The organism is Dethiosulfovibrio russensis, assembly GCF_021568855.1.
Classification (GTDB): Bacteria; Synergistota; Synergistia; order Synergistales; family Dethiosulfovibrionaceae; genus Dethiosulfovibrio; species Dethiosulfovibrio russensis.
Window position 1 is genome coordinate 46183 of record NZ_JAKGUG010000010.1, and the last position, 13172, is coordinate 59354.

Annotated in this window: 9 protein-coding genes; 8 read left to right on the forward strand and 1 reads right to left on the reverse strand. The window is 59.1% G+C overall.

Annotated elements, in window-relative coordinates; genetic code table 11:
- The first annotated feature begins 104 nt into the window (after positions 1 to 104).
- The 4 genes from L2W48_RS10795 to dapF all read left to right on the forward strand — a co-directional run bounded on the left by L2W48_RS10795 (position 105) and on the right by dapF (position 5996).
- Positions 105 to 1664 (forward strand): M20/M25/M40 family metallo-hydrolase, encoded by a 1560-nt coding sequence (locus L2W48_RS10795; RefSeq protein ID WP_236099930.1) that lies wholly within the window; start codon positions 105 to 107, stop codon positions 1662 to 1664.
- Positions 1665 to 2124: 460 nt separating this feature from the next.
- Complete coding sequence (lysA, locus tag L2W48_RS10800) at positions 2125 to 3405, forward strand: diaminopimelate decarboxylase (RefSeq protein ID WP_236099931.1); 1281 nt, start codon at positions 2125 to 2127, stop codon at positions 3403 to 3405.
- A 28-nt stretch (positions 3406 to 3433) separates the two neighbouring features.
- Complete coding sequence (locus tag L2W48_RS10805) at positions 3434 to 5116, forward strand: Na+/H+ antiporter NhaC family protein (protein WP_236099932.1); 1683 nt, start codon at positions 3434 to 3436, stop codon at positions 5114 to 5116.
- A gap of 58 nt (positions 5117 to 5174) precedes the next feature.
- A complete protein-coding gene (dapF, locus tag L2W48_RS10810) occupies positions 5175 to 5996 on the forward strand; it encodes a diaminopimelate epimerase (RefSeq protein ID WP_236099933.1) in 822 nt (273 codons plus the stop codon).
- Here dapF and L2W48_RS10815 read toward each other — a convergent pair.
- Positions 5993 to 6268, reverse strand: a complete 276-nt coding sequence (locus L2W48_RS10815) for a hypothetical protein (protein ID WP_236099934.1) — start codon at positions 6266 to 6268, stop codon at positions 5993 to 5995. The genes dapF and L2W48_RS10815 overlap by 4 nt on opposite strands.
- Positions 6269 to 6387: 119 nt before the next feature.
- On the opposite strand from L2W48_RS10815, the gene L2W48_RS10820 reads away from it, so the two are divergent.
- From L2W48_RS10820 to L2W48_RS10835, 4 genes are all read left to right on the forward strand, one after another.
- Positions 6388 to 9660: an AsmA-like C-terminal region-containing protein gene (locus L2W48_RS10820; RefSeq protein WP_236099935.1), complete on the forward strand. Its 3273-nt coding sequence runs from the start codon at positions 6388 to 6390 to the stop codon at positions 9658 to 9660.
- Positions 9661 to 9781: 121 nt separating this feature from the next.
- Complete coding sequence (proB, locus tag L2W48_RS10825) at positions 9782 to 10903, forward strand: glutamate 5-kinase (RefSeq protein ID WP_236099936.1); 1122 nt, start codon at positions 9782 to 9784, stop codon at positions 10901 to 10903.
- 26 nt (positions 10904 to 10929) lie between these two features.
- Entirely contained in the window at positions 10930 to 12174 is a 1245-nt protein-coding gene (locus L2W48_RS10830) for a glutamate-5-semialdehyde dehydrogenase (protein WP_236099937.1), read from the forward strand.
- A 9-nt stretch (positions 12175 to 12183) separates the two neighbouring features.
- Positions 12184 to 13110, forward strand: a complete 927-nt coding sequence (locus L2W48_RS10835; protein WP_236099938.1) for a D-alanine--D-alanine ligase family protein — start codon at positions 12184 to 12186, stop codon at positions 13108 to 13110.
- Positions 13111 to 13172: the final 62 nt, after the last annotated feature.

Consider the following 13172-nt stretch of genomic DNA (forward strand, 5'->3'; position numbering starts at 1 on the left):
TAGTATAATCGATGACGTAATCCTTTTAAATAACGGTTTCCTCTGTGATGGCGAGGCCGTTTTCGGAGATTTTATGTATCCGTGAAGGAGGACGATCTATTACGATGGAAAATCGAATAAGAGAACTGCTGTTGGATCTATGTTCGGTTAAGAGCGTGTCCGGAACGTCCGGCGAGTCGGAAATGGGGTGGAGAATCCATTCCATTTTGGCTAAGTTGTCCTGTTTCTCCGGCGAGAGGTCGGGGAACCTGAAAACGATAGACTGTGACGGTCGCCCCGCCGTGCTGGCCTTTATGGAGGCGTCCGGCGGATCTTCCGTCACGTTGGGGCTGACCGGGCATTTCGACGTGGTCAGCGCCTCCGTTTACGGTGACTTTGCCGAGGTGGCCTTCGATCCCGAAAGAATAACAGCCGATATCGCCATGAGGGAGCTTTCCGAGTCGGTCCGGAAGGATCTGGACGAGGGATGGCTTTTCGGGCGGGGAACCGCCGATATGAAGTGTGGCCTGGCCGTCCATATGGCGCTGATGGAAAAGTGGGATCGTGAGGGCGCCCCCTGTAACGTGCTGTTTCTGGCGGTCCCCGACGAGGAGAACCTGTCTCTCGGCATGAGAAAGGCCGTTCCCGAGGTAGCCCGTTTTCTGGAGGAAAGGGGCCTGAGCGTGTCGGCCTGGGTCAACGGAGAGCCCACAGTAGGTGCCAAGGGCTCTAGCTGGCCGGTTCACCGTGGGTCCATAGGCAAGGCCATGGGTTTCGTCCTTTCCGTGGGGGTGGGATCCCATGTGGGAGAGTTCTTCAAGGGAATAAGCGCCGTTCAGATAGCAGGTCAGATAAACTCCCATCTGGAGGGAGGCCCCGAGTCGGCTGATCGGTTGGGCGATCTGATTTTTCCTCCCGCCGCCTGTCTGGGACTGGAGGCGTTGAGGGACGGTTACTCCGTTACACTCTACGACAGGGTGATGGCCCGTTATAACCTTCTCTACTGTTCCCGTTCTCCCGAGGAGCTTTTGAAGGTTCTCCTGAGCTCCGCCAGAGAGGGGCTGGCCAGGGCGATAGATCTGACCTCATGGTCCGCCAGAAAACTGGGCGGCAGCCTGTCCCTTCCGGAGTCGCAGGTGATGACCCTTTCCGAGCTGAGAAAGGTCGCAGGAGAGGCCGATCCCGTCGGAGGGAACGTCTCGGGCTCCCCGGTAGACGTCGCCGCGGCGGAGGTGCTGTCTCTTCTGGACAAAAGCGGTCTGGAGGGGCCAATGGCGGTCGTAGGCTTTCTGCCTCCGTTATATCCTCCAACCGTGGCGGTCGACGACGAAGCCGAAGGGCGGTTGGATCGAGCTCTGGCGGCGGTGTTCGACCTCGCCAGGGAGAGGGGATACGAACCTGCGAGGGAGCCGATTTTCGAGGGCATCTCCGATCTAAGTTATCTCGGTCGTGCCGTCGGGAACGGCGATATGTCCGTCCTGAAGGAGAACATGGCGGGATGGGGCGATCTCTACGACGTGCCCTTCGAGGCCATGAAGGCGGTGCAGGCCCCGGTCTGCAACCTGGGACCCTTCGGCAAGGACGTACACAAGGCCACCGAGAGGCTGGAGCCCCACTTCGCCTTCTCCGTCCTGCCCGACCTGGTGGAGAGACTGGCAGTGGAGTTGGCTCGGTCCAGGGCTTGACAGGTCGTCTGGTAGCTGTATAATACGGTTCAAGTTATTTTCAATATGGCTAAAGGCGATGAACCGGAAGCTCACAGGACTGAACGCGTACGACCAGAGAGAAGCCTCCATCGGCTGGAAGGGGCTTTGGACGCTGTCTTTTGGGATAAGGCCCGGCGAGCCGGAACGGAAAGGCCCTTAGGCCGTAGTACGTTTCCCGGTTGACCTCCGTCAAAGGGTCCGAGCGGGGCGTTTAGACGTCCAAGCAGGGTGGTACCGCGGGTATTCAAGACCCGTCCCTACAGTAGGGACGGGTCTTTTTTTTATACTTTCGGTGGTGCTATGCTTGGGATGTAGACGTCCAAGCAGGGTGGTACCGCGTGTCTTTTACGAAGGCTCGTCCCTGAATGGGATGGGTCTTCGTTTTTTTGTTCCGATGGATTTTATCTTATCAGAGAGATGATGCGAGGTGGTGGGGTTTATGAGCGGTATGGTTTTCGACGGGTGCGACGTGACCGAGTTGGCCGAGAGGTTCGGCACGCCCCTTTACGTGATGTCCGAGACGGAGCTAAGGCGGAGGATGAGGGCGGTCAAGAGGGCCTTTTCCGAGAGGTACGAAGACGTGGAAGTTCTCTACGCAGGCAAGGCCTTTCTGCCCAGGGCGATGTGCGCCCTGGTGAAGTCCGAGGGGTTGGGGCTGGACGTGGTTTCCTCCGGCGAGATCCATACGGCGGTGAGCGTCGGTTTCCCCATGGAGCGGGCCTATTTTCACGGCAACAACAAGACCGCCGAGGACATGGCTATGGCCATGGACGTCGGAGTGGGACGTTTCGTGGTGGACAACCGGGACGAGCTGGACCTTTTGGCCAGTATGGCCGAGGAAAGGAAGACAGAGGTCTCCGTGCTGTTCCGCCTGGCTCCCGGGGTCAGCGGCGACACCCATCGCTATATCCAGACGGCCCACACGGACTGCAAGTTCGGTATGCCCCTTCTGGGTGAGGGACTGAGGGACTGCGTCGAGACGGCTATGAAGGCTCCCTACGTTAAGCTGCTGGGGTTCCACTTCCACGTAGGGTCCCAGCTGATGGAGAACAGGGCCTATCTGGAGGCCCTGGAGGTTCTGGGAGATCTTATGAAAACCCTAAGAGAGGAGATCGGCTTCGAGACTAAAGAGCTCAACGTCGGAGGGGGCATAGGCATACCCTACGGCAAGGATCAAAGAGAGGTGGACCTGGACTCCTTCCTGGGCTGCATAGTTGAGACCGCCGAGAGGATCTGTTCCGAGAGACGGATGCCAAGGCCCAAGTTGGTGATAGAGCCGGGCAGATGGATAGCCGGTCCGTCTGGCATAACCCTGTACCGGGTCGGTACGGTAAAGGAGATACCGGGGATAAGGACCTACGTCAGCGTCGACGGAGGCATGGCGGACAACCCCAGGCCCTCCCTGTATCAGGCCGAGTATCGATGTGTTCTGGCGAACAGGATGGACGATCCGGCCGATTCGGTGGTGACGGTGGCAGGCAGATGCTGCGAGTCCGGCGATATCCTGATAAAGGACGCCGAGCTGCCTCTCCCCGAAAGGGGCGACGTCGTGGCGGTATTCGACACAGGAGCCTATAACTTTTCCATGGCGAGCGGATACAACAGGCTCAAACGCCCGGCGGTGGTTCTGGTCAAAGACGGCGAGGCACGGTGCATCGTTGAGCGTCAGTCCTTCGACGATCTGATAAAAGGCGAATCGGTTCCGGAGGATTTGCTTTGATATTTCATTTTTTCAGGAGGTTATAGTTATGAGATCGATCTACCGTTTTTCTTCCGCCCTGGTCCTGTCTCTGGCATGGGCCCGGTGTGCTTTCGCCGCCGACGGCGTCGTTCCCGACTTCGGCGTGTTGTCCCTTCTTCCTCCCGTCATAGCCATAGGCCTGTGCGTGGTGACAAAGGAGGTAATCCCCGCCCTCTTCGTAGGTTCCTGGGTGGCCGGAACCATGTTGGCCGGATGGAATCCGGTGGTGGGCTTCGGCAACGCGGTCGAGTCGCTCTGGAACGGTTTGGGCGATCCCTGGGGGGCCAGGATAGTCCTTACCTGTCTCACCATGGGAGGCCTGGTCGGGGTCATGCAGGTCGGAGGAGGGGTGGACGCGGCGGTGCGGTGGCTCTCCAAGAAGATCTCCAGCAGCAGACGTGCCATGTTCTTCACCGAGCTGTCCGGGTTCGTCATCTTCTTCGAGGACTACGTCAACACCGCCGTGGTGGGGACGACGATGGCCCCAGTGTCCGATCGCTACAGAGTGTCCAAGGAGAAGCTCTCCTACATAGTGGACAGCACGGCGGCTCCTATCGCCTGTATAGCCGGGATCTCCTCCTGGGTGGCCTATATGGTGGGCCAGATAGGTATGCAGTTCAACGAGCTTGGCATAGAGGCGTCGGCCTACGTGACCTATCTGAAATCCATCCCCTTCGTCATCTACAACGTGGTGGCGCTGGCCTTGCTGACCTACGTGGTGCTCTCCGGCAGGGATTTCGGCCCCATGCTGACGGCGGAGAGGCGGGCAAGAAAGACCGGAAAGCTTCTGAGGGAGGGAGCTCAGCCTCTGAGTTCCACCGACGCCGACCCGGATCTGTCCCCTGCGGACGAGACTCCCAGGAGGGTGATAAACTTCGTCCTTCCCCTGTTTTTCCTTATAGGGACTATCTTCTCCATGCTGGTGATCACCGGAGGATGGCCCAACGTTGGTCTGGCAGAGGCCATTGGAGAGGGAAGCAGTTCCAAGGCCCTGGTCTACGGTGCCTTCGGAGGAACCTTCATGACCATAGTCCTCTACTCGCTACAGGGGTTGGCCCCTCTCAGCAGCATGTTCAGGGGCTTCATGAAGGGAGCTCAGTCCATCTTCGTGGGATCGCTCATACTGATCTTCGCCTGGGGAATAGGCTCGGCCATAAAGTCGGTGGGAACTGCGGGATACATAGTATCGGTGGCGGGAGATATCCTCAGCCCAGGCTGGATACCTCTTCTGACCTTCTTCGTCGGAGCGGTCATCTCCTTCTGTACCGGGACCTCCTACGGAACCATGGGCATACTGATGCCTATCGTGGTACCCCTGGTGGCGTCCGTTTCGGCCAACGGAGGGGTGGATCCCATGACCCACATGGTTCCCACTATAGGGGCGGTCTTCGCCGGGGCGGTATGGGGCGACCACTGTAGCCCCATATCGGATACGACGATAATGTCCTCCATGTTCAGCGGGGCGGACCACATGGATCACGTCAACACCCAGGCACCTTACGCCATGTTGGCGGCGGTTGGGGCCGGTGCCGGCTATGTCGGGGTCGCCATGGGGCTGGGTGCCCCTCTGTGTCTTCTTCTGGCCGTCACGGTGGCCCTGGTGTCCTTCCACGTGATATCCAGTCCCGTGGAGGATTACCGTCCGGAGCAGGCTTTCGCCCGATCGGTATCGACCGGTTCTGCCGATTGAGGATTAGGATGTATTATAGGGGTGGGGCGACCTGCCCCTTTCTATTTACGGTAGGGAGGTGATCCCGTTGAATTTCTGGAAGATGAACGGCAACGGGAACGATTTCGTGGTGATCGACAGGGACGGCATGGCCTACGGACAGCTGGTGGACCTGACCAGACGGGTCTGTCGTAGAAGGAGATCCATAGGAGCCGACGGGGTCTTGGTGGTTGAGCCGTCGGATAACAGCGATTTTAGGATGAGGGTGTTCAACTCGGACGGTTCGGAGGGCGAGATGTGCGGCAACGGTGCCCGCTGCATAGCCCGTTACGCCTTCGAGAGAGGGATAGCTCCTTTCGAGATGTCTTTCGAGACGATCGCAGGGATAATGAAGGCCAGAGTCGAGGGCAGCTTCGTCAACCTGGATATGGGCGAGGTCGATCTGGAAAAGGGATGGTTTGGTCGAAAGGTGCCTATGGATGGAGGAGAGGTGGAGGCGGATTTCCTGATCGTAGGGGTGCCTCACCTGGTGATCTATCTGGAGGACCCGGAAAAGGTCGACCGAGAGGACCTGATCCGATGGGGTAGGGCTCTCCGGGAGGATCGGGGGCTTTTCCCCGAGGGAACCAACGTGAACTTCGTCGGCCCTGTGGACCGGCGGTCTCTTAAGGTGTGGACCTACGAGAGAGGGGTGGAGGACCTGACCGATTCCTGCGGCACCGGTTCCTGCGCCTCTGCGGTGGCGGCGGTAAGACGGCTGGACCTGGAGTCGCCCGTGACGGTCTACAACCCCGGAGGGGTCAACATAGTGACGGCCAACTTCAGGGAGGATCTCTGCGATATAGTGCTGGGAGGCGAGACGGCCGTCGTCGCCAAGGGGACAATAGAGGAGGAGGCCTAGGCCTCCTCCTTTTCGTCTTTTTCTTCCTCCGAGGTATCGTCGCCCATCAGATCATCCAGGGATAGATCCAGCGAGATGTCGTGAAGTTTGTCCGCTACCTCTATGTTGTGAAGGAACAGCTTTTCCTCCGCCTGTCTTACCAGCTCGTTCTCTTCGGCCTCTCTTATGTCCGCCTGGAAGGTGACTGGGCAGTACTTGGTGGCTCCTGCCACCTCTTCGAAGACCTTCTTCTCCTTGCGCTCTTCTTTTTTGTCTTTTTCGTTTTGAGTCATCTCCGGAACACCCCCCCGATTTAAGTTCATCCTATAACAGAGAGCCCCGGCGGTCAACGCTTTCGTTACGTCGTCGTGCTATACTCGGGTCAGCACGATAGACATAAGGAGGGTGTGAAATGAGTAAAAAAACCGCTGTCGGACTTTCGTTAGCTGTTCTCGTGGTCGCGGCCGGATTTTTGCTGGCCGTGACAGACCTAGGCACGGGGGTCGTCAAGAGCCAGGCTACCAAGATACTCTCTCAGACTCTGGAGGCGAAGGTCTCCATGGGAGAGGTCTCGGGCAACCCGGTCAAGGGATACGATATCAGGAATTTGGATATCGTGAAGGACGGAGAGTACTCTTTAAAGGTCCCCTCTATAGAGATCAAGACCAATCTGATGGGTATTCTTGGAAAGGGGGCCCTGGTCAGGCGTCTTTCGCTGGTCGGACTGGATACCGATCCGGACCAGATTCAGGCATTGATCGACGGCCTTCCGAGGTCGGAGGGGAGCGAGCCATCTTCCATACCCGTGGAGATAGTCGAGCTCAAGGACTCCTCCTTGACTTTGCCAGGAGGGGATCTCGAGATATCCCTGCTATCCGCTGCCTTAAACCAGGGAGAGTTTCTGAACGTAGGGTTGAAACTCGATCTGTCCTATCTGGGACTTCCTGTGAAGGGCGATATATCCGCATTGTACGGAGGGTCGATGGCTACCATCGAATCCTCCAAGCTGTCGGTCGGTTCCGGCTCAGTGTCGGTGAAGGGCGATCTGCTGCCCGATCTGGCCGCCGACGGTACAGTCGACGGGCTTAAGCTGGAGGAGCTGGCCAAGCTGTGGCCTCCTCTGGCCGAAGGTGCCATGGAGGGATCGGCTTCCCTTGCCGTAAAGGCCGGAGGTTCTTTGACCGCTCCGGTACTGTCCGGAACCATGGGCTTCGACGGCAAGCTGGCCTCGGTCCCGGTCAAGGACTTGAAGGGTAACTGGAGCTATCAGGATATGTCCATTGAGGTCTCGTCTCTGAAGGCTGCCGTGGCGGGAGTCCCCCTCTCTGGAGGTTTTTCCGCTCTTTTCGGACCTGGCAAGCCCAAGGTAACACTCAAGTTGGACGCCTCCGATGCCGATCTTGGCAAGCTCAGGGGCACCTATTCTCAGATCCCCAAGGAAGTCTCGGGTGTGATCGATTCTATAGCGGTGGATCTCAGCGGCCCGGTAGACGGATTGAAGGGTACGATAAAGGCCCGAGCCGAGAGCCTTTCCCTCTGGGGCCAGTCCCTATCTCAGAGCTGGATCTCGGTTGTCATGGATTCCAAAGGGGTGGCCAAGCTGTCGTCAAAGACGGTTCTTCAGGGGCAGCCGGCCTATCTCGAGGGCACCGTTTCCTTCCTGGGCGATTCCCCTCAGGCCGACTTGCTTTTGAAGGCCAGAAAGGTCTCCACCAAGCTGGTGGCGGCCCTCTCCGGTGCGGATATACCGATGGAAGGGGATCTGGACCTGGACGTGACGGTCAAGGGACCTCTGTCCGGCCCCTCTATCAAGGGTAAGGTAAGCTCGCCCTCTTTGTCCGGATTCGGACAGACCATAGGAAAGCCTTCGGTCAGCTTCGCCCTGAAGGGATCCGACCTGGAGATCCCCTCCGCCAAGGCAGAGTGGTTCGGAGCTCCTATCACAGCTTCCGGTCTGGTCTCGACCGGGGGTAAGTCGCCTAAACTTTCCATGAAGGGGAAGCTGGGCGGTCTGGACCTCGCCAAGGTGGCTGCCGGATTCGACCTGCCCAGCGGCCTTCTATCCGGGTTGATCGACGGTTCGTTGAACCTCGACGGCCCTCTGGACGGCCTCGGGGTGGACCTGGCACTGTCTTCGGGAAAACTTTCCCTGGCGGGGGTGTCGGTGGAGAAGGTAGACCTAGGTCTTACCGGCGATTCGTCGGCTCTCAAGGTCTCCAGGGGGTCGGCGATGGTCTCCGGCGGCTCTGTTGAGGCGTCGGGCTCGATATCCCTGGTGGACGGTCCCGTTTTGGACTTGGCCCTGGAGGGTTCGAAGATAATGTTGGAGAAGGCCGTCGACCTGCCTCTCAAGGCAGCCGTTTCCGGTACCGTAAGGGCAAAGGGCCCCGCCGCCTCTCCGGAGGTGTCCATGGCTCTGTCCAGCCCCAAGGTCGTGGCCTGGGGCGTCGGAGTCGACGGGGTGTCGGCCTCTCTGGTCTATAAAGACGGCGTGGTGGACCTCAAGGAGGCTGTCGCCTCGGTTGGAGGAAGCCCTCTGTCCCTCAAGGGAAATATGAACGCCTCGGGGTCGGTGCCCAAGGGTAGTTTCGAGCTTTCCGGGCCGGACCTGGATCTCTCCAAGGCTACCAAGGACATCGTCGACGCCGACGCCTACGGAATAGGGGGCAAGCTGTCCGTGGTCTTCAAGGGAACCTTCGAGGGAGAGAAGGGCAGCGGATCGGGATACGTCAAGTCTCCTTCACTCACGGTCATGAACATGGCGATCAAGAACCTGAACTGTCCTCTCAAGCTGGCTGGGACCAAGCTGGATATTTCCGAGGCCACCGCCGATCTGTATGGCGGAAAGGTGAGCAGCTCGGGGTTGATCGACCTCGGCACGATGAAGTTTTCCAAGAAGGTTTCCCTGTCCGGAACCGACGTGGCTCCTCTCATAAAGGACTTCGCCGGTACCAAGGGAACGGTGACGGGAACGGCCAAGGCTAATTTTTCCGCATCAGGCGTTCTAAGTCCCTTCGCCATGAAGGGAGAGGGCACCCTTGACCTTGGCGGCGGCAGGCTGATAGGCTTCCCCATCGCCGATGTAGCGGCGTCGCTTCACGGTTCCGACGGCATCTCCTACGCCAAGGGGCACGGCGATTTTCGAGTGGTGGACACGGTGCTACACCTGGACAAGGGAACCCTGGTCACCGCCAGAGAGGGCGACCGGATATACAGGACCATGGCTGTGGTCGGGACGGTCGGTCCGGATAAGAAACTGAATCTGTCCTGCTCCGGAGAGGTCAACGTCAAGCTCCTCAACGCTGCTGTCGGAGCCGGTATCGGCGGTCTGGCCGGCGGCGGAGTCGGAACCCTGGCCGCAGTGGTAGGAGGGGTCTTAGGCGGAGCCCAGCAGGGCATCGCCAAGGACGACTTCAGGGATGTCTCCTTCCGAGTCGCCGGCACCATGGACTCTTCGTCCATAAAGGATCTCAAGGTAGGTCCCTCCAAGATAGCTCCGGAGAAGACCGAGGCCGCTCCTGCGGAGAAGGTACTCCCCTCGGTTCCTAAAGACGTCGTCTCCGGTGTCTCCGAGGACGTTCAGGAGCCCTCTCAGCCCAAGAAGCTGGAGGACCAGCTGAAGGAGGCCGTCGAGGAAGAGGCTGGGAAGCTGCTCCAGGGTATTCTGGGAGGCGGCAAGGACTGACGTCTTTCCGGTATCTTCGATCTTTAGAGGGGGGAGAGGGGGATCGCGCCTCTCTCCCCTTTTCCGTAGAGGTGTATAATTTCATCATCGCGACATATTTAAAACCATTGGGGTGAAAACCATGGACAGATCGGATCTTAGGGATTGCCGCAGGATAGTGGTAAAGGTGGGGACAAGCACGATCACCCATCCGACGGGAAAACTCAATCTTCTCCGGATGGAGCGTCTGGCAAGAGCCCTTTCGGACCTGCACAATCAGGGCAAGGACGTGCTTCTGATAAGCTCCGGTGCCGTAGGGGCCGGGGTGGGTCGGATGGGCCTCAGGGAGCGACCGTCGACCCTTCCCATGAAACAGGCCCTGGCGGCGGTAGGTCAGGCCTCTTTGATGCAGATGTACGAGAAGTTCTTCGGAGAGTACGGCCAGAACGTCGGACAGGTCCTTCTGACCCGTGACGCCTTCGACGATAGGCCTCGATATCTGAACGTCAGAAACACTCTGTGCGGGCTTCTGGAGCTGGGAGTCGTGCCGATAATAAACGAAAACGACACGGTGGCGGTGGACGAGATCAAGTTCGGCGACAACGATACCCTGTCCGCACTGGTCGCGGTGGTGGTTCAGGCCGATCTGCTGATAATACTGTCCGATATAGACGGCCTGTACGACCGTAATCCGAAGGAACATCCGGACGCCACCAGGCTGTCGGTGGTGGCCGATATCTCCGACGAGATCAGGGCCAACTCCACCGGCAGGGGATCCAGCTTCGCCAGCGGAGGGATGTACACTAAACTGGCCGCAGCGGACATAGCCCTTCCGGCGGGGATACCGATGGTGATAGCCAGCGGGGGAGAGGACAGGATCACCCGGAGGATACTGGAGGGGGAGGAGCTCGGCACTTTGTTCGTGCCCTACCAGACCGGCAGACACGCCAGAAAGCAGTGGATCGCCTCTGGGGCGAGGCCTCAGGGGGTTCTCGTCATAGACGACGGTGCCGTAGAAGCCCTTACAGAGGGAGGCGGAAGTCTTCTGCCCTCGGGGGTCATAGCGGTCAGAGGTGATTTCTCCAGGGGGCAGATCGTCTCCATCCAGGAGATAAAGGGAGACGAGATAGCCCGAGGGCTCTCCAACTACGACAGCTCAGAGATACTGGCTATATTGGGGCATCAGAGCGAGGAGATCGCAGATCTTCTGGGAGACAAGGATTTCGACGAGGTGGTCCACAGGGACAATCTCGCCGTTTTGTGAACGGCTTATTTTTGGAGGTATGAAAAGTGGAAAATAAATTAAAATCGATGGGACTCGCCGCTCGGGAGGCGGCTAGAAGCCTTGCCCTGGCTGGGAGGAAAGAGAAGGATCGAGCTCTGAGGGAGATGGCCTCGTCCATCCGTTCCCGCCGGGATTCCATCGTGGAGGCCAACGGCTTGGATCTGGAGGAGGGCCGGAAGGCCGGTCTGTCAGAGCCTCTTCTGGAGCGGCTGACCCTGGACGACGGGAGGATAGAGTCCATGGCGGCGGGGCTCGAGCAGATAGCGGTGTTGCCGGATCCGATAGGGTCCGGTCTTGGCAGCTATATAAACGAGGATGGCCTGGAGATATCCCGGGTCAGGGTTCCCCTCGGGGTCATAGGGATGATATACGAGTCCCGTCCCAACGTTACCGCCGACGCGGCGGGACTCTGCCTAAAGTCGGGAAACGCCGTGATACTGAGAGGTGGCAAGGAGGCACATCACTCCAACAGGGCCATTGCCGAAGCGATAGGAAAGGCCCTCGGGAATGTCGGTTTCCCCGCCGGAGCGGTACAGCTGTTGGACGATCCCGGCAGGGAGGCGACACAGGCCCTCATGGCGTTGGATTCTCTGGACGTCCTCATACCGAGGGGGGGAAAGGGTCTGAAGGCCGCGGTAAAACAGCACGCCAAAGTCCCGGTGATAATGACAGGCATGGGACTCTGCCATCTCTACGTGGATAGCTCGGCCGACGTGAACATGGCCGTCAGGATCGCGGTAAACGCCAAGGCTCAGAGGCCCTCGGTCTGCAACAGCATAGAGACCCTTCTGGTCCATTCCGACGTGGCGTCCCGGTTCCTACCTCCCCTGGTAAAGGCGATGGAAGAAGCGGGAGTGGAGCTTCGGGGCGACGATAGGGTCAGGAAGGTAGTGTCGATGAACCCCGCCGTAGATGACGACTGGGACACCGAATATCTGGCTCTGATCCTTTCGATCAAGATGGTCGATTCTCTGGACCAGGCTATGGATCACATCCACCTTCACGGCTCAGGGCACAGCGAGGCCATAGTGACCAGAGATTACGGCAATTCCAGAAGGTTCCTGGACGGAGTCGACGCCGCGGCGGTCTATGTCAACGCTTCCACCAGGTTCACCGACGGAGCGGTCTTCGGCCTGGGGGCTGAGATGGGCATAAGCACCCAGAAACTTCATGCCAGGGGCCCTATGGGGGTGGAACAGCTTACCACGGTCAAGTTCCGGGTCTCCGGATCGGGCCAGATAAGGTCGTAGGAAGGCTCTATGAGGATATCGGTCCTGTGCGGAGGAGACTCTCCGGAGAGGGACGTCTCTCTGGACAGCGGCAGAGAGGTAGCCGAGGGCTTGAAGGCCAAGGGCCATTCGGTCGAGCTGGTGGATCTGCCGTCTCCTGAGGCTCTGTTCTCCTTCCTGGCCGGCGATCGCCCCGACCTGTGTTTCGTGGCCCTTCACGGAGGATGGGGCGAGGACGGCAAGCTCCAGGCTGTGTTGGACATGGCGGGGGTTCCCTACACCGGTTCGGGGCCATCTGGCTGTGCCGTTGCTATGGACAAGACTCTCTCCAAAGGGGCCTTCGCGGCGGCGGGTCTCGACGTTCCATGGGGAGTGGCGGTCCATCCCGGCGAGGGATCCTCTCCTGTGGAGGCTCTCTCCAGATGGGGGACTTTGGTGGTGAAGCCCTGTTGCGGAGGCAGCACAGTGGCGACCTATATAGTCTCCGAAGAGGACGATCTGAGGAAGGCTCTTAGCTCCGCGTGGAAGCTCGAGAACAGGGCTCTAGTGGAGGCCTACGTGGCCGGAAGGGAACTGACCGTGACTGTGGTGGAGGACAGGGGTATCCCCAGGGCCTTCCCTATAGTGGAGATCCTTCCCGACGGCGAGTTCTACGATTACAGGGCCAAGTACGGCGGGGGCAGCCGTTACGTCTCTCCGGCGGATCTGGAGCCGTCGGTGGTGGACGTGGTCTCCCGGTCCGCCGAGATAGCCCACAGGGTCTCGGGGTGTTCCATCTACTCCAGGGTGGACATAAGGCTGGACGGCAAAAATCGTCCCTTCGTTTTGGAGGTAAACACCGTTCCCGGTATGACCTCCAACAGCCTGGTTCCCAAGGCGGCCAGGGCGGGGGGATTTTCCTTTCCCGACCTGCTGGACCACATAGTGGAGGAGTCCATGGCGTCTTTTTCCAGTTGAATCGGAATAGCTTGTGAGCGACAGGGGAGCCTTGCGAAATGCAAGCGCTCCCCTGTCGCTTT

Excerpts from the sequence above, each read along its gene's own strand:
- L2W48_RS10820 (WP_236099935.1), top strand. The coding sequence starts at position 6,388 with ATGAGTAAAAAAACCGCTGTCGGACTTTCGTTAGCTGTTCTCGTGGTC.
- L2W48_RS10835 (WP_236099938.1), top strand. The coding sequence starts at position 12,184 with ATGAGGATATCGGTCCTGTGCGGAGGAGACTCTCCGGAGAGGGACGTC.
- lysA (WP_236099931.1), top strand. The coding sequence starts at position 2,125 with ATGAGCGGTATGGTTTTCGACGGGTGCGACGTGACCGAGTTGGCCGAG.
- L2W48_RS10795 (WP_236099930.1), top strand. The coding sequence starts at position 105 with ATGGAAAATCGAATAAGAGAACTGCTGTTGGATCTATGTTCGGTTAAG.
- L2W48_RS10815 (WP_236099934.1), bottom strand. The coding sequence starts at position 6,268 with ATGACTCAAAACGAAAAAGACAAAAAAGAAGAGCGCAAGGAGAAGAAG.
- L2W48_RS10805 (WP_236099932.1), top strand. The coding sequence starts at position 3,434 with ATGAGATCGATCTACCGTTTTTCTTCCGCCCTGGTCCTGTCTCTGGCA.
- proB (WP_236099936.1), top strand. The coding sequence starts at position 9,782 with ATGGACAGATCGGATCTTAGGGATTGCCGCAGGATAGTGGTAAAGGTG.